Here is a 15,291-nt window from a genome sequence, read left to right as displayed (position 1 = left end):
GTCCGATTTGTCCGAACGAACGGGCGGTGTGGTCATGGACCGGATCGCTGGGAACTTTGTCCGATCGTGACGCGTTGAACAGGGCAGTTGGAGCTTCTGTAGCGACTCGTAACTCCAGGAAAGGCGCACGGTGCGTACCTCATCGAATCCGGTGTTCAAGAACCTTCCCCGCCAGGAAGGTGTCGGCGGTTACGCGAACTTCGGTTCGGGCGTAGCCGGCGCGGGCCAGCTCGGTAACCAGCAGTACGGCGAATACGGGCAGCAGTACGGCCAGCAATTCCAGCAGGCCCCTGCCACCCGCGCGATGACCATCGACGACGTGGTGACCAAGACCGGCATCACCCTCGCGGTGCTGACCGTCTCGGCGATCATCTCCTTCGCGCTGTCGAGCGCGAATCCGTCGCTGGCCCCGCTGTTCGTCATCGGCGGCGGCATCATCGGCCTGGTGCTCGTCCTGATCGCGACCTTCGGTCGCAAGATGGACAACCCGGCCATCGTGCTGGCGTACGCGGCCTTCGAGGGTCTGTTCCTCGGCGCGCTGTCGCTGATGTTCACCGACGTCACCTTCGGCGGTGTGGGCGGTAGCGCCCTGATCGGCCAGGCGGTGCTCGGCACGTTCGGCGTGTTCTTCGGCATGCTCGTCGTCTACAAGACCGGCGCGATCCGCGTGACCCCGCGCTTCACCCGCATGCTGATCGGCGCGATGGTCGGTGTGCTGGTGCTGATGGTCGGCAACCTGATCGCGAGCTTCTTCACCGACGGCGGCTTCGGCCTGCGCGACGGCGGCCCGCTGGCGATCGTGTTCAGCCTGGTCTGCATCGCGATCGCCGCGTTCAGCTTCCTGCTCGACTTCGACGCCGCCGACCAGCTGATCCGCGCCCAGGCCCCCGAAAAGGCCGCGTGGGGCGTGGCCCTCGGCCTCACCATCACCCTGGTCTGGCTTTACATCGAGATCCTTCGCCTGCTGAGCTACTTCCAGCGCGACTGATCCGAGCACGAAAAGCGGCCCACCTCATCGAGGTGGGCCGCTTTTTTCGGTCTATCTCAGCTGAGACGCTCGATGACCAATGCCATGCCCTGGCCGCCGCCGACGCACATGGTCTCCACGCCGAACTGCTTGTCGTAGGTCTGCAGGTTGTTCAGCAGGGTGGTGGTGATGCGGGCACCGGTCATGCCGAACGGGTGGCCCAGCGCGATCGCGCCACCGGAGACGTTGAGCTTGTCCTCGTCGATCTTGAGCTCACGCGCCGAACCGAGCACCTGCACGGCGAAGGCCTCGTTGATCTCGAACAGGTCGATGTCGGAGACCGACTTGCCTGCGATCGCCAGCGCACGCTTGACGGCCTCGACCGGGCCGAGGCCCATGATCTCGGGCGACAGGCCGGAGACGCCGGTGGAGACGATGCGGGCCAGCGGGGTCAGGCCCAGCTCCTTGGCCTTGGTGTCGCTCATGATCACCAGCGCCGCGGCGCCGTCGTTGAGCGCGCAGCAGTTACCGGCGGTGATGGTGCCGTCGGGACGGAACACCGGCTTGAGCTGGCTGACCGCCTCGTAGGTGACGCCGGCGCGCGGCCCGTCGTCCTTGCTCACGATCGTGCCGTCGGGCAGGGTCACCGGGGTGATCTCACGCTCGAAGAAGCCGGCCTTGATGGCCTCTTCGGCACGGTTCTGCGAGCGCACGCCCCAGCGGTCCTGGTCCTCGCGCGAGATGCCGGTCAGCGACGCGACGTTCTCGGCGGTCTGGCCCATCGCGATGTAGGCGTCGGGGAGCAGGCCGTCTTCACGCGGGTCGTGCCAGACACCGGCGCCACCCTCGGCGGCCTTGGCGGTACGGGCAACGGCCTCGTCGAAAATGGTGTTCCTGGTGTCGGGCGAGCTGTCGGCCGAGCCACGGGCGTAGCGCGAGACAGTCTCCACGCCGGCGGAGATGAACACGTCACCCTCGCCTGCCTTGATCGCGTGGAAGGCCATCCGGGTGGTCTGTACCGACGACGCACAGTAGCGCTGCACGGTGGTGCCGGGGACGACGTCGAGGCCGAGCTCGATGGCGATCATGCGGCCCATACCGAAGCCACCCTCGCCTGCGGGGGAGCCGGTGCCCAGGATGATGTCGTCGATCTGCGTCGGATCCAGCGAAGGCACCTTGGCCAGCGCGGCACGAACCATCTGCGTGGTCAGGTCGTCCGGGCGCATTCCCGCCAATGACCCCTTGACGGCACGGCCGATCGGGGAACGGGCGGTGCTGACGATGACGGCCTCGGGCATGAGGACTCCTTTTCGCGTTGTTCGACGTGAACGGCTGTTTACATGCCGGTCAATTCTCGAATCTACGTCTCCAGCTGCGCGACGGGAAGAGCAGGTCGGTCGCGCACCTGCGCGACGAGCACGGGAAGCAGCTGCGCAGCCGCCAATTCGTAGCCTGCCGCGGAAGGGTGGAATCCGTCGGTGGCGAAGAGGATTTCGGGCGAGGCGCGGAACTCCGACGCGACCAGCGGCGAGCCCATCGGCACCGCGATGCCGCCCGCGATGGTGGTCGCGACCGTCTGAGCCTTGGCCAGTCGCACACTCCAGTTCGCGACGATCGTGCGCAGCGGTTGCTGGATCGCGGTGACGGTGCCCAGGTTCGGGCAGGTGCCGACCACCACCAGCGCGTCGGCCTCGCGCAGCCGCGACACCGCGGCGGCCAGCCTGCGTGCCGAGGCCCGGATGGAGTGCTTCTTGGTGATGTCGTTGGCGCCGACCAGGATCACCGCCGCGTCCGGCGGCGGCCCCGCGACGAACATCGCGTCGACCTGTCCGGCCAAGCCCTTCGAGGTGGCGCCGGAGATGGCCTTGGTGCTCAACCGGATGCGCAGGCCGGTGGCCTCGGCCAGCCCGCGGGCCAACCGCACCCCCGGCACATCGGCGGCGCCGAGGCAGCCGAGCCCGGCCGCGGTGGAGTCCCCGAAGATCATCAGGTGCAGGTCGACCGGCGTCGTCTTACGCCACGGCTCCGGCAGGCTCGCGCCCGGTGCGTACACGCCATCGGCCTCTGGCGGTTTGGAGGTATCGCGGCCGATCACCGCGCGCGCCGCACCCGCCTGCGTCATCAGCAATCGATACGTCGCCCAGGAGACAGTTCCGGCGCTCGATCCGGCGAGCACCGTCGTCGCTCCGGTCACGGCCGCCGTCCGCCAGCTGATTCGAGGTGCGCTCACATTCGAAAATTCTACGACGGAGATCGCGATGAACGGAGATGTCGGCCACTTGCGGCCTGGTGGGCGCCCCTCCGCTCGGCGTCGGGCGCAAGTGCTCGGCTACCCTCGGCACCATGCGCATCGCGGATCATGTCGTCGATCTCATCGGCAACACCCCCCTTGTTCGGCTGAACTCGGTGGTCGGCCCCAACGCGGGCCTGGTGGCCGCGAAGGTCGAATACCTGAACCCGGGCGGCAGCTCCAAGGACCGGATCGCGGTCAAGATGATCGACGCCGCCGAGCAGGACGGACTGCTGAAGCCGGGCGGCACGATCGTCGAGCCGACCTCGGGGAATACCGGTGTCGGCCTGGCGCTGGTCGCCCAGCAGCGCGGGTACAAGTGCGTGTTCGTCTGCCCGGACAAGGTCAGCGAGGACAAGCGCAACGTGTTGCGTGCCTACGGCGCCGAGGTCGTGGTCTGCCCGACCGCCGTGCCGCCGGAGCACCCCGACAGCTACTACAACGTCTCCGATCGCCTGGTCCGCGAGATCGAGGGAGCCTGGAAGCCCAACCAGTACTCGAACCCGGGCGGCCCCGACAGCCACTACGAGACCACCGGTCCCGAGATCTGGGCCGACACCGAGGGCAAGGTCACCCACTTCGTCGCGGGCGTCGGCACCGGCGGCACCATCTCCGGCACCGGCCGCTACCTCAAGGAAGTCTCCGGCGGCAAGGTCAAGATCATCGGCGCCGATCCCGAGGGCTCGGTGTACTCCGGCGGCACCGGTCGCCCCTACCTGGTCGAGGGTGTCGGCGAGGACTTCTGGCCCACCGCCTACGACGCGTCGATCCCCGACGAGATCATCGCCGTCTCCGACGCGGACTCCTTCGAGATGACCCGGCGCCTCGCTCGCGAGGAGGGCCTGCTGGTCGGTGGTTCCTGCGGCATGGCCGTGGTCGCCGCGATCGAGGTCGCCCGTCGCGATCCCGACGCCGTGGTGGTCGTGCTGCTGCCCGACGGTGGCCGCGGCTACCTGTCGAAGATCTTCAACGACAAGTGGATGAGCTCCTACGGCTTCCTCCAGACGCCGCTGGAAGCCGGCCCGGAACCGCTGGTCGGCGACGTGCTGCGCGGCAAGTCCGGCGCCCTGCCCGACCTGGTGCACACCCACCCGTCGGAAACCCTGCGCGACGCCATCGAGATCCTGCGCGAATACGGCGTCTCCCAGATGCCCGTCGTCGGCGCCGAGCCGCCGGTCATGGCCGGTGAGGTCGCGGGCAGCGTCACCGAACGCGACCTGCTCTCGGCGGTTTTCGAAGGCCGCGCCAATCTCACCGACTCGGTTGCCCAGCACATGAGCCCGTCGTTCCCGCTGATCGGCTCGGGCGAGCCCCTCTCGACCGCCACCAAGGCACTGTCGGATTCCGACGCGCTGATGGTCGTCGAAGACGGAAAGCCAGTCGGCGTCATCACCCGCCACGATCTACTCGGTTTCCTGAGCACCGGCAGCATCTGAGGTTCGACGTACGGTGGGACCGGTCCGGATTTCGGCGCCGAGTCCCTTCTTCGCCGCGGCGGTCCGGATCGCGTCCACCACCAGTAGCAGCGCGGCTCGGCCCGCCGAGTTGGTGCGGTAGGCCAGCGATACCGTCCGGGTGAGGGCGTCGCCGAGGGCGACGATATCCACCCCGGGTGGTCGCAGCGCCAGACCCAGATCCGACACCAGCGTGACGCCGAGTCCGGCCGCGACCATCGCCATCGCGGTCGCCTGCTCCTCCAGCTCGTGGTCGATGCGCGGCCGGAGCCCGGCGGACTGGAAGGCCAGCCGCGCCGCGTGCCCGAAATGCGACCGGGCGGGCGCGATGATCCACGGATGCTCGGACAACTCGGCGAGGGTCACGCTGCCCGCGGGCACCGCACCGGCGGGGACGGCGGCGTGGATCCGTTCGACACCGATGACTGCCCGTTCCAGGCCACGGTCCCAGGTCATCGGATAGTTCGAGTAGTCGAGAACGAACGACAGGTCGAGTGTGCCGTCACGGACCGCGGCGGCCGTCGACTCCGGCGCGAGTTCGGAGGTGCGCACCAGAATGCCCGGGTGCGAGGCGGCAAGGGTGGTGAGCGCGTCGGGGAGCAGGCCGGAGGCCACCGACGCCCACACCCCGGCGGTGATCTTCGCGGTGACCGAACCGCCCGCTTCCTCGAGCGCCTGGGTCGCGCGCTCGACCGCGGCCAGGATCTCCTCGGCGTGCTCGGCGAGCACGATCCCCAGATCGGTGAGCTGCACTCGGCGCCCGCGTCGTTCGAACAGCCGGGTGCCCGCGTCGCGTTCGAGCTGGGCGAGCTGTTGGGACACCGCCGACGCGGTGTAGTGCAGAGCGGCCGCGGCGGCCGTGATCGTGCCGCGCCGGTGTAGTTCGCGCAACATCCGCAGGCGGGCCAGAGACAGGTCCATAGCACCGAGCGTAAGCACTGTGCAGGAACCATGAAGGGTGCCGTGAACGAACCGTAAATAGACGCGCGGCCAGGGGGCCGCGCACGCTGGGTGCTACCGGGACGACGAGGTCCGCCACGGGCGATCACGACGAATGAGGAGGTGGGCACCATGACGATGCTGAACCCGGGCGCAGGTACGCCGCAGGTGACTTCGCACAGCGTTGCGGGCACATCCACGGACCCGGCCGGCACTCCCGCGATCCGTCGTTGCGAGCCCTACCTGCGTCTGCACTGGACGGATTCGCACACCGACGCGGTCGGCTATCTTGTCGTCCACACCCTGCGCGGCGGCCTGGCCACCGGCGGCACCCGGATGCGCACCGGTTGCACCCTGCGTGAGGTCGAGGACCTGGCGCGCGGCATGGCGAACAAGACCGCCACTTTCGACCTGCCGATCGGCGGCGCCAAGGGCGGGATCGACTTCGATCCGAAGGATCCGCGCGCGGTGGAAGTGCTCGAGCGGTTCTGCGAGGCGATGCGCCCGTGGCTCGACACGCACTGGGTGACCGCGGAGGACCTGGGGGTTCCGCAGCATCTGATCGACACGGTCTTCGACAAGCTCGACCTCGACCAGAGCTTCCACGCCGCGATCCGGCGCTCCGCCGACCCGGCGGCGACGCTGGCGCGGGTCCGCAGCGGGCTCAACGCCGCGGTCGACGGCGGCTTCCTGCTCGGTGACGTCATCGGCGGTTTCGGTGTCGCGCACGCCTGTCTGGCCGCCGCGGTGCAGTGGGGGCAGGCGCCTGCCGACACGACGGCCGCGATCCAAGGCGTGGGCACCATGGGCGGGGCGGCGGCGTACTACCTGCACGAGGCCGGGATGAAGATCACCGCGGTGGCCGACGCCGCGGGCACCCTGTACCGCGCCGAGGGCCTCGACATTCCGGCGCTGCTGGATCTGCGCGACGGCTACGGCGAGATCGACCGGTCGCGCCTGCCCGCGGGCATCGAGGAGCTGCCGCGCAGCGCCGTGATGTCCGCCGACGTCGATATCCTTGTGCCCGCGGCGATCTCGTATGCGATCACGCCGGACAACTCGTACGACATCCGGGCCCGCGTCGTCGTCGAAGCCGCGAACGCCGCCACCACACCGGAAGCCGAAGCCATGCTCGCCGCCCGTGGCATCCCGGTACTGCCCGATTTCGTCGCCAACGCGGGTGCGGTGGCCTGGGCGTGGTGGTTGCTGCTCGGCGAAGTGGACGACGTCCCGGACACCTCCTTCGACCGACTCCGCACCACCATGCACGACAAGGTCGCACAGCTGCTGACCGCTTGGACCGACGAGAACATCACCCCCCGCGAGATCGGCCACCGCTGGGCCGACGACCCGTCACCGCTCACCGGGCCGGTCGTCATCCCCTGAGCGCGGGGTATGCGGAAGACGGTGCTGCCCGCACGAGTGAAGGCAGCACCGGCTCCCGGTCAGCGGGTGAGAATCGAGTGCAACTCCACCCACTGGTCCGGGTGGACATAGGCGACGACGGTGTTGTGGTCGATGCCGGTCGCGGTCAACGCGTCGTCGACGCCTCGGTAGCGGGTGCGCAGGGAAGCGCGCACCGTGCCGCCGATGCCGGAGTAACCGGTTCGAACCAGCTCGGCATAGGAATCCTGTTGCTGGACAAGTGGTTCCGGCCGTCGGCTGATTCGCAGAATCGCCGAGTCGACCGACGGGATCGGGCGAAAGCTGTTGCGGTGCACCTGCCCGTGGAGTTCCCAGGTGAACCACGGCCAGGTCGTCGCGGTCAGTAGGCTCCAGCGGCCGTAGTCGCCGGTGCGTTTGCGGGCGTATTCGCGTTGGGTGAGCAGTGTCGCCGAGGTCAGGGCCGGTGCGGTCAGGCACCAGTCGACGATCTCGGCGGTCACGGAGAACGGGATGTTGCCCACCACGGCGAACGGCTCGCGGGGAGCCCTGACCTTGGTGAAATCGCCACGGACGACACGGATTCCGTCCTCGGACCGTGTTCGTGCCGAGAGCTTGGCCGCGAGCAGTGGATCGATCTCGTACGCGGTGACCTGAGCGCCCCGGCGAGCCAGTGCGTGCGTGAGAACGCCTTCGCCCGCACCGGGTTCGAGAACTGTGCCCGCCGGATCGGCCACCGCCACTATCGAGTCGACGGCGGCACGATCCACCAGAAAATTCTGGGACAGTGTCCTTCTCGCGTGGTCACGGGCGGTCCGACCGCCACCCTTACCGGTGACCTTGCGCTGGGTGTGTGAGTAGTTTCGGTGTGCAAAATCCTGCGCCACGGCAGTTGCCCCTTCGGGTCTTCGAGTCGAATGAGTCTCGAAGGGCCCTGAGCGCGCCGGTGGACGCCGATGAAGTTATCCGCGTCCGCTAGCGGGCCAGAGCCCGGCTGTAGCGGAGACGAATGAAGTAGTGGCACGACATGCGACCGACTCTAGGAAGCGGTCGAGATGTAGGCAACCGAATTTCGGACCGGCGGCGATCGCGGCCGTGGGACCGGCCGGTCCGACCTCACCACAGCGCAAGCCCCACCGACATCCGTGGGCCATAGTGGCGCTGACCGGCCGTGAGCAAATTTGTCGCAACTGCACGGATTCGATGAGTAATACCTGGGTAACCAGCACGAACAGGTGCATCGGCAATTCAGCCGCACTGATCGGAATGAGCGAAAGGATAGGCCGTGGATACCTCCGTCATTGCGATAGATTTCCAGCAGGGCTTGACCGACGCGTGGAGTTCGGTCGCGCAGTTCGTCCCCAAAGCGGTGGCATTCATCGCCATTCTTCTCGTCGGCTGGATCATCGCGAAGGTGGTCGCCAAGATCGTGAACGCGGTGCTGGAACGCGTCGGATTCGACAAGCTCGTCGAACGCGGCGAACTGCGGAAAATGATGTCCCGCAGTAAATATGACGCTTCCGACATCATCGCCAAGATCGCCTATTACGCGATTCTGTTGATCGCGCTGCAGATCGGTTTCGCGGTGTTCGGGCCGAACCCGGTCAGTGCGCTGCTCACCAGCATCGTGGCGTGGCTGCCCAAGGCGGTGGTCGCGATCATCATCGTGGTGATCGCCGCGGCCATTGCCCACGCGGTGAGCGAACTCGTCTCCAACGTGCTCGGCGGGCTGTCCTACGGGACCATGCTCGGCCGGATCGCGGCGGTGTTCATCTGGGGTATCGGCATCATCGCCGCGCTGAACCAGATCGGTGTCGCGACCTCGGTGACCACTCCGATCCTGATCGCCGTGCTCGCCACCATCGGCGGCATCCTGGTGGTCGGTGTCGGTGGCGGCCTGGTCAGGCCCATGGAGCAGCGCTGGAGCAATTGGCTCGGCAACCTGGAATCGGAGATGCCCGCGATGAAGGGGCATGCCCAGGCCTACCAGCGTGGACGTGAGGACGCCGAGCGGCAGGGCGAGCAGGTGGCGCCACCGAGTGCGCCCGGGCAGGCGCGGGTCACGCCCGGAGCGAGCTACCCCGCAAGCGAGCCGGGCTGGGGTGGCGAAACAGCCAGGTGACCAACGGGCGTCGGCGCACTGTCACCTTCGGGTGGCGGTGCGCCGATGTCGGTCGGTGCGGTGTCAGTCGGCGGCGTACGCGCACACCGCGGCAAGGCGTAACTGCAGCCAGTCGGCGGTGTGCCAGTTGTCCGGCGCGCCCGCGAAGAACCCGTCGGCCCGCTCGGCGAAATGGTCGAGCAGTCCGCGGACATAACCGGCGATCAGAATGACGAGGGGAACCCGCGCGGAATCGTCGACACCGAGATCGAGAATGTCACGCACCGCGGCGGCGTGCTGGTCCAGCTGGGCGGACAGTGCGGGCACGACCGCGGCGACGGCGGCCGCGGGTGCTCCGAACTCGGTGTTCAACTGCTGTAATTGTCGTTGCGCCGAGAGTTCGAGCAACGCGGGACCTGGCGCAAACATTGCAATATGGTAGCAATTTCTCCATCGCTGATGAAATCGGAACGATTCAAGATCAATAGCGTGATCGAGCGAATATAGAGCAACAACCGCGCGCTCGATCGAATTGGGTTGAGCGCAACCATGGTCGCTCGCGGAGCGCCCTGCTGGACTGTCGAACATGGGCAGCGAACGTCGGAAATTGAAGACCGTCACCGGGGTCAGCGGATCGCGCGATGTGTACGCCGCGGCACTGGACCCGACCCGTTCCACGCTCGAGGAAGGTATCCGGATCGCGCGGATCGCACAGGAGAACAAGATCGGTGCGATCTTCGCGGCGGATCTGCTCAGCTTCGGCGCCCAGGGGGCGATCGGCGCGCAGGAACCCTTGATCCAGCTCGCCGCACTCGGCGCGGTGACCACCGATGTCGGCCTGATCGCCACCGTCTCCACGACCTTCCATCACCCCTATAACCTGGCCCGGCTCTTCGGCACGCTCGACCACATCAGCAACGGCCGCGCGGCCTGGAACGCGGTGACCTCGTCATTGGGCGAGGAGAACTACGGTGACCGCGATCTACCGAGCCCGGAGCAGCGCTACGCGCGCGCCACGGAGTCCATCGAGGTGGTCAACGGGCTGTTCGACAGCTGGCGCCCTGGTGCGCTGCGGCCGGACGGCGCAGGCGGTGCGACCCTGGACGAATCGCTCGTGCGGCCGATCGACTTCGCCGGACAGCATTTCTCGGTCCGCGGCCCGCTGAACATCCCACCGTTGCCGCAGGGCAGGCCGGTGCAGTTCCAGGCCGGTCAATCCGCGGGCGGCGTCGAACTCGGCGCACGATTCGCGGAGGTGGTGTTCACCTCGCTCTCGACGCTCGAGGACGCGATCACCTACACGAAGAAGATCCGCACCCGCGCCGGCGAGTTGGGCAGGCCGGACGGGCTTCCGCTCATCTTCAGCTCCTTCCATGCCACCTACGGCGCGACGGAGGAAGAAGCCCGCAGATTGGTGCGCGAGGCCGCCGAAGCCACCGATTTCGAGGCGGGGCGGCGCCGGCTGGCCGACATGCTGGGTGGCGGCATCGACCTGTCCGAGCTACCGCTGGACAAGCCCATCCCGGAAACATTGCTGCCGCAACTGGATTCGGTCCATCGCCGGCGCGGCCGGGTCGAGATCTTCGCCAAGCTCGCCGCCTCCGGCGCGACGCTGCGAGAACTCGTGATCGCCGCCAAGGACACCGGCCACTGGGCCGCGGCGGGCACACCCGAACAGCTGGCCGACGCGATCGAGGAGCGCTACCGGGCGAATGTGCTCGACGTGATCTCCCTCGGCGGGTTCACCGATGCGCGCACCCACGATTTCGTCGTCAACGGTCTGCTGCCCGAGCTGCGTCGCCGGAAGCTGCTCGACACCGACTATCTGGGCGCGACCTACCGCGAGAACCTGGAACTGCCCGCGCCGACCTCGACGACGAGGGCGTAGTCGACGAGATGTGATCGAGATCGCGGACTTGCGTGAACCGGGCGTCCGATGGACTCTGAATGGGTATAACCGTTCCGAGACAACTTTCGGCAAACCAGCTCGGCGAGCGAAGGGATCCGCAGTGCAGGTCACCGACCCGGCCGTTCACCTGTTCGGCATGAGCACGGTAATCGCTGCTAGCGCAGGGTATTCGGCGCAGACGAGGATCTCCGGCGCCTGGCGCCGCTCGCCCTACGCGCCGTTGCTCGGTCGTCTGGCCGCCGCGATCTTCTGGGGTTGCGGCAGTGTGGCCGGGCTGACCGTGCTCGGCATTCCCACAGCGATCACCGTGCCGATCGCGCTGACCGTGTTCACCGTGGTGATCGTGATGCTCGCCGCGGCCTTCGCCGGGGGCATGATCAGGCCCGCGCCGAGGCCGAGCCTGTCGGCCCGAACCTGAGCTACCGGAACGCGTTGGCGTCGGTGAGCGCCTTGCCGATGACCAGCTGGTGCACCTCGGCGGTGCCCTCGTAGGTCAGCACGGATTCCAGGTTGTTGGCGTGCCGCAGCACCGGGTAATCGAGGGTGATGCCGTTGGCGCCCAGGATGGTCCGGCATTCGCGAGCGATCTCGAGGGCCTCACGCGTGCTGTTCAACTTGCCCGCGCTGATCTGCTCGCCGGTGATCTCGTGACGATCCTTCAACCGGCCCAGGTGCAGCGCGAGCAACTGCCCCTTGCCGAGTTCGAGCGCCATGTCGGCCAGTTTCGCCTGGGTGAGCTGGTAGGCCGCGAGCGGCTTGTCGAACACGTCGCGGGTACGGGCATAGTCGATCGCGGAGCTCAGGCAGTCGCGTGCGGCGCCGAGCGCACCGAAGATGATGCCGAATCGCGCCTCGCTCAAGCACGCCAGCGGCGAACCGAGCCCCCGCGATTCGGGCAGCACGGCATCGGCGGGCAGGCGCACGTCGTCGAAATCCAGTGCGGCGGTGATCGATGCGCGTAGCGACAGCTTGCGATGGATCTCGCGAGTGGTGAAACCCGGTGTGCCCGCGGGCACCAGGAAGCCGCGCACCCGCGGCTTGTCCGCGCCGGGCTCCTCCGCGTACGCCCAGACGACGGCGACATCGGCCACCGACCCGTTGGTGATCCACATCTTCGACCCGTTCAGGATCCAGTCGTCACCGTCGCGGCGTGCCCGCGTGCGCATGCCTCCGGGGTTGGAGCCGAAATCGGGTTCGGTGAGCCCGAAGCACCCGATCACCTCGCCGGCCGCCATCGCGGGCAGATACTGCTGCTTCTGCTCCTCGGAACCGAAGAAATGGATGGCCGCCATCGCCAGCGAGCCCTGCACAGACACCATGCTGCGCACGCCGGAGTCGACGGCTTCGAGTTCCAGGCAGGCGAGGCCGTACGCGGTGGCCGAGGCGCCCGCGCAGCCGTAGCCGTCCAGGTGCATGCCGAGCAGCCCGAGCTTGCCCAGCTCCGGCGCGATCTCACGGACCGGGAACGTGCCCTCCTCGAACCAGTCGGCGAGGTGCGGTCGCAGCCTGCGTTCCCCGAATCGCGCCACCGTGTCGCGAATTTCGCGCTCCTCCGACGACAGCAACGGATCAATGGCGAACAACTCTTCGACGGTGACCATGGCGTGAGCTTAACCGCAGTACCGATACCGAATCCGACACTTCGACCATGTCGAGAACCCCTGCGGAAGTGACCCGAACCGGCCAACTAGTCTGGGTCATATGAGTGAGCTGGGATTCTCCACCAGGGCCGTGCACGCCGGATACGAACCCGATCCTCAGACCGGTGCGGTCAACGTGCCCATCTACGCGAGCTCGACCTTCGCCCAGGACGGCGTCGGCGGCATGCGCGGTGGCTACGAGTACGCGCGCACCGGCAACCCCACCCGCACGGCACTGGAAGCCAACCTCGCGGCCCTCGAATCGGGCAGCTACGGGCGCGCCTTCGCCTCGGGTATGGCGGCCACCGACTGTGCGCTGCGCGCGATGCTGCGCCCCGGCGATCACATCGTGATTCCCGACGACGCCTACGGCGGCACCTTCCGGCTCATCGACAAGGTCTTCAGCCAGTGGGGCATCGAGCACTCGCCCGCCCACATCGCCGACCTCGACGCGGTGCGCGCGGCCATCCGCCCCAACACCAAGCTGGTGTGGATCGAGACGCCGACCAACCCGCTGCTGAGCATCGGTGACATCCCCGCGCTGGCCGATATCGCCCACGAGGCCGACGCGAAGCTGGTCGTGGACAACACGTTCGCCACCCCGTACCTGCAGCAGCCGCTGCTGCTCGGCGCCGACGTGGTGCTGCACTCGACCACCAAGTACATCGGCGGACACTCCGACGTCGTCGGCGGCGCGCTGATCACCAACAGCGCCGACCTCGACAAGGACTTCGCGTTCCTGCAGAACGGCGCGGGCGCGGTCCCCGGCCCGTTCGACGCCTTCCTCACGATGCGCGGCATCAAGACCCTGGCCGTGCGCATGGAGAAGCACTGCGACAACGCCGAGGTCATCGCGGAGTTCCTGACCAACCACCCGGCCATCTCGCAGGTCATCTACCCCGGTCTGCCCACGCACCCCGGCTACGAGATCGCGCAGAAGCAGATGCGCCGCAGCGGCGGCATGATCTCGGTGCGACTGGCCGGTGGCCGGGAAGCGGCGCTGAAGTTCTGCTCGCGAACGGAGATCTTCACGCTGGCCGAATCGCTGGGCGGTGTCGAGTCGCTCATCGAACACCCCGGTGCCATGACCCACGCGAGCACCGAGGGTTCGGCGCTGGAAGTGCCCGCCGACCTGGTCCGGCTCTCGGTCGGTATCGAGGACATCAGCGATCTGCTCGCCGATGTCGAACAGGCGCTGAGCTGAGCAGGACCCGACACACATGACGAAGCGGCCGCATCCGGTATCCGGATGCGGCCGCTTGCGTTCGGGTTCTGGACGTACGGGTTCAGCGAGATCAGCTGTGGTACGGCTCCGCGCTGACGAGCGTCACCTTCATGGTGTTGCCGTTGGGGAGTGTGTACTCGCGGGTCTCGCCCACCTTGGCGTCGATCAGCGCGCCGCCCAGCGGCGAGTTCGGCGAGTAGGCCTCGAGGCCGGTGGCGCCGAGTCCCTCTTCGCGGGTCGCGATCAGGAAGGTCTCGGTATCGCCCTCGTCGCCGTCGTAGTAGACCGTGACGACCGAGCCGGGCAGCGCCACACCGGATTTGGTGGGGGCGACGCCGACCTTGGCGTTGTTCAGCAGTTCCTGCAGCTGGCGGATGCGCGCCTCCTGCTGACCCTGCTCTTCACGCGCGGCGTGGTAGCCACCGTTTTCCTTGAGGTCGCCCTCTTCGCGGCGCTCGTTGATCTCGGCGGCAATGACCGGACGATTGGCAATGAGCGAGTCCAACTCGCCCTTGAGCCTGTCGTGCGACTCCTGGGTAAGCCAGGTCACATTCTCGGTCATCTCGATCACTCCCTAGTAGTTGTTCCCGGCGCACCGGGATTCCCTGAAACCAGCGCGAAACCTCCCGAAGGAGGGCATGCACCAGCCCGACGGCTGGAGCGATCCTGGGGGTGAACCCGATACCCGCAAACAGCACCGCTGGCCGCCAATGCAGCAAACACGGCTCCGAACCCCGGAACCGTGTATCAGCCCATTTTAGCATGTCTCACAAAAATGCAGGTCAGCCTAGTCACGCGGGCTATTCGCGGTGCAGGCTCACTATTCGCTGGTGCGTAGATACCCAGGAATCTGGTCGCTGCAACCATAAATATCGCCCGCCGAAGCGCGTGTCGATGACTTCACCGTAGTGCTCACCTGCACGCTGGTCGAGTCCGAGCCCGGCACGAGTATTTCGCGTCGGCCCACCTCGGTGCCGTCGCGGTCCATCGCCCGCACGAAGCAGACCACGGCCTGCTGCGGGTCGTCGCGGGTGACCTTGATCCGCATGTCCAGGGTGGCGTCGTCGACGACCACGTAACCCAGCTGCTCGGTCTCGATCGCCTTCGGGCCATATTTTTGAAAGCCGAGATAGGCCACCGCGAAGCCGACCGCCACCACGCCGACACCGAGCAAAACCATCAGCCACAGGCGACGCGCAGGTGGTTTCGTGCCATATCGATCGGCGTGTCGCGCTGCTGCGGCGGCCGAGGTCGCGGCGGAGTCCGGTGCGGGCTCGGTCATCGGTTTCGCGCTCCCGGGGGTGGTCGGAACAAACAGGGGGTCGGATGGAACTATAGGTAACGACATCTGACACCCGCGAGCGAGAGCGACGGTGAACGAGA

15 protein-coding genes are annotated in these 15,291 nt (G+C 67.4%); 7 read left to right on the top strand and 8 right to left on the bottom strand.

What is annotated here, in order from left to right:
* Positions 1–130: 130 nt before the first annotated feature.
* Complete coding sequence (locus ACFVJ5_RS25860; RefSeq protein ID WP_266293143.1) at positions 131–988, top strand: Bax inhibitor-1/YccA family protein; 858 nt, start codon at positions 131–133, stop codon at positions 986–988.
* Positions 989–1,044: 56 nt separating this feature from the next.
* Here the strand turns inward: ACFVJ5_RS25860 and ACFVJ5_RS25855 are convergent, their stop codons facing one another.
* Together ACFVJ5_RS25855 and ACFVJ5_RS25850 are read right to left on the bottom strand one after the other, a co-directional pair.
* Positions 1,045–2,265 carry an acetyl-CoA C-acetyltransferase gene (locus ACFVJ5_RS25855; protein ID WP_379223810.1) on the bottom strand — a complete coding sequence of 407 codons (1,221 nt, stop codon included), beginning with the start codon at positions 2,263–2,265 and terminating at the stop codon, positions 1,045–1,047.
* Between the two features lie 62 nt (positions 2,266–2,327).
* A complete protein-coding gene (locus ACFVJ5_RS25850; protein ID WP_379223808.1) occupies positions 2,328–3,197 on the bottom strand; it encodes an SGNH/GDSL hydrolase family protein in 870 nt (289 codons plus the stop codon).
* A gap of 113 nt (positions 3,198–3,310) precedes the next feature.
* On the opposite strand from ACFVJ5_RS25850, the gene ACFVJ5_RS25845 reads away from it, so the two are divergent.
* Positions 3,311–4,693 (top strand): cystathionine beta-synthase, encoded by a 1,383-nt coding sequence (locus ACFVJ5_RS25845; protein WP_378636216.1) that lies wholly within the window; start codon positions 3,311–3,313, stop codon positions 4,691–4,693.
* Here ACFVJ5_RS25845 and ACFVJ5_RS25840 read toward each other — a convergent pair.
* Positions 4,661–5,632, bottom strand: coding sequence for a LysR substrate-binding domain-containing protein (locus ACFVJ5_RS25840; protein ID WP_379223806.1), 972 nt, complete (start codon positions 5,630–5,632; stop codon positions 4,661–4,663). The genes ACFVJ5_RS25845 and ACFVJ5_RS25840 overlap by 33 nt on opposite strands.
* 150 nt (positions 5,633–5,782) lie before the next feature.
* Between ACFVJ5_RS25840 and ACFVJ5_RS25835 the strand changes: the two genes are divergently transcribed.
* Positions 5,783–7,036, top strand: a complete 1,254-nt coding sequence (locus ACFVJ5_RS25835) for a Glu/Leu/Phe/Val dehydrogenase dimerization domain-containing protein (RefSeq protein ID WP_379223804.1) — start codon at positions 5,783–5,785, stop codon at positions 7,034–7,036.
* 59 nt (positions 7,037–7,095) lie between these two features.
* On the opposite strand, the gene erm is transcribed toward ACFVJ5_RS25835, so the two are convergent.
* Complete coding sequence (erm, locus tag ACFVJ5_RS25830) at positions 7,096–7,920, bottom strand: ErmE/ErmH/ErmO/ErmR family 23S rRNA (adenine(2058)-N(6))-methyltransferase (protein WP_379223802.1); 825 nt, start codon at positions 7,918–7,920, stop codon at positions 7,096–7,098.
* 398 nt (positions 7,921–8,318) lie between these two features.
* Between erm and ACFVJ5_RS25825 the strand changes: the two genes are divergently transcribed.
* Positions 8,319–9,155, top strand: coding sequence for a hypothetical protein (locus ACFVJ5_RS25825; protein WP_379223800.1), 837 nt, complete (start codon positions 8,319–8,321; stop codon positions 9,153–9,155).
* Between the two features lie 63 nt (positions 9,156–9,218).
* Here ACFVJ5_RS25825 and ACFVJ5_RS25820 read toward each other — a convergent pair whose 3' ends face one another.
* Positions 9,219–9,563 (bottom strand): DUF6401 family natural product biosynthesis protein, encoded by a 345-nt coding sequence (locus tag ACFVJ5_RS25820; protein ID WP_379223798.1) that lies wholly within the window; start codon positions 9,561–9,563, stop codon positions 9,219–9,221.
* Between the two features lie 157 nt (positions 9,564–9,720).
* Here ACFVJ5_RS25820 and ACFVJ5_RS25815 point away from each other — a divergent pair, with 157 nt between their 5' ends.
* On the top strand, positions 9,721–11,022 hold the full coding sequence (locus tag ACFVJ5_RS25815) for an NtaA/DmoA family FMN-dependent monooxygenase (RefSeq protein WP_379223796.1): 1,302 nt from the start codon (positions 9,721–9,723) through the stop codon (positions 11,020–11,022).
* Between the two features lie 157 nt (positions 11,023–11,179).
* Positions 11,180–11,461 carry a hypothetical protein gene (locus tag ACFVJ5_RS25810; protein ID WP_379223794.1) on the top strand — a complete coding sequence of 94 codons (282 nt, stop codon included), beginning with the start codon at positions 11,180–11,182 and terminating at the stop codon, positions 11,459–11,461.
* A 1-nt stretch (position 11,462) separates the two neighbouring features.
* Here ACFVJ5_RS25810 and ACFVJ5_RS25805 read toward each other — a convergent pair whose 3' ends face one another.
* Complete coding sequence (locus ACFVJ5_RS25805; protein ID WP_379223792.1) at positions 11,463–12,644, bottom strand: acyl-CoA dehydrogenase family protein; 1,182 nt, start codon at positions 12,642–12,644, stop codon at positions 11,463–11,465.
* Between the two features lie 100 nt (positions 12,645–12,744).
* On the opposite strand from ACFVJ5_RS25805, the gene ACFVJ5_RS25800 reads away from it, so the two are divergent.
* Entirely contained in the window at positions 12,745–13,887 is a 1,143-nt protein-coding gene (locus ACFVJ5_RS25800) for a cystathionine gamma-synthase (protein WP_379223790.1), read from the top strand.
* 91 nt (positions 13,888–13,978) lie between these two features.
* Here ACFVJ5_RS25800 and greA read toward each other — a convergent pair whose 3' ends face one another.
* Positions 13,979–14,470, bottom strand: coding sequence for a transcription elongation factor GreA (gene greA / locus ACFVJ5_RS25795; protein WP_056813695.1), 492 nt, complete (start codon positions 14,468–14,470; stop codon positions 13,979–13,981).
* Between the two features lie 258 nt (positions 14,471–14,728).
* Positions 14,729–15,190, bottom strand: coding sequence for a DUF4307 domain-containing protein (locus ACFVJ5_RS25790; RefSeq protein ID WP_379223788.1), 462 nt, complete (start codon positions 15,188–15,190; stop codon positions 14,729–14,731).
* Positions 15,191–15,291 lie beyond the last annotated feature (101 nt).

It is taken from the genome of Nocardia sp. NPDC127606 (genome assembly GCF_042671725.1).
Lineage (GTDB): Bacteria > Actinomycetota > Actinomycetes > Mycobacteriales > Mycobacteriaceae > Nocardia.
Note: the sequence above shows the minus strand (reverse complement) of the source record. Positions and strands in the feature narration are given on the sequence as shown.

What these genes read in the sequence shown, in the direction of transcription:
- ACFVJ5_RS25815 (WP_379223796.1), top strand. Translation starts at nt 9,721, where the DNA reads ATGGGCAGCGAACGTCGGAAATTGAAGACCGTCACCGGGGTCAGCGGA.
- ACFVJ5_RS25805 (WP_379223792.1), bottom strand. Translation starts at nt 12,644, where the DNA reads ATGGTCACCGTCGAAGAGTTGTTCGCCATTGATCCGTTGCTGTCGTCG.
- ACFVJ5_RS25840 (WP_379223806.1), bottom strand. Translation starts at nt 5,632, where the DNA reads ATGGACCTGTCTCTGGCCCGCCTGCGGATGTTGCGCGAACTACACCGG.
- ACFVJ5_RS25855 (WP_379223810.1), bottom strand. Translation starts at nt 2,265, where the DNA reads ATGCCCGAGGCCGTCATCGTCAGCACCGCCCGTTCCCCGATCGGCCGT.
- ACFVJ5_RS25790 (WP_379223788.1), bottom strand. Translation starts at nt 15,190, where the DNA reads ATGACCGAGCCCGCACCGGACTCCGCCGCGACCTCGGCCGCCGCAGCA.
- ACFVJ5_RS25800 (WP_379223790.1), top strand. Translation starts at nt 12,745, where the DNA reads ATGAGTGAGCTGGGATTCTCCACCAGGGCCGTGCACGCCGGATACGAA.
- ACFVJ5_RS25810 (WP_379223794.1), top strand. Translation starts at nt 11,180, where the DNA reads ATGAGCACGGTAATCGCTGCTAGCGCAGGGTATTCGGCGCAGACGAGG.
- greA (WP_056813695.1), bottom strand. Translation starts at nt 14,470, where the DNA reads ATGACCGAGAATGTGACCTGGCTTACCCAGGAGTCGCACGACAGGCTC.
- ACFVJ5_RS25845 (WP_378636216.1), top strand. Translation starts at nt 3,311, where the DNA reads ATGCGCATCGCGGATCATGTCGTCGATCTCATCGGCAACACCCCCCTT.
- ACFVJ5_RS25835 (WP_379223804.1), top strand. Translation starts at nt 5,783, where the DNA reads ATGACGATGCTGAACCCGGGCGCAGGTACGCCGCAGGTGACTTCGCAC.
- ACFVJ5_RS25820 (WP_379223798.1), bottom strand. Translation starts at nt 9,563, where the DNA reads ATGTTTGCGCCAGGTCCCGCGTTGCTCGAACTCTCGGCGCAACGACAA.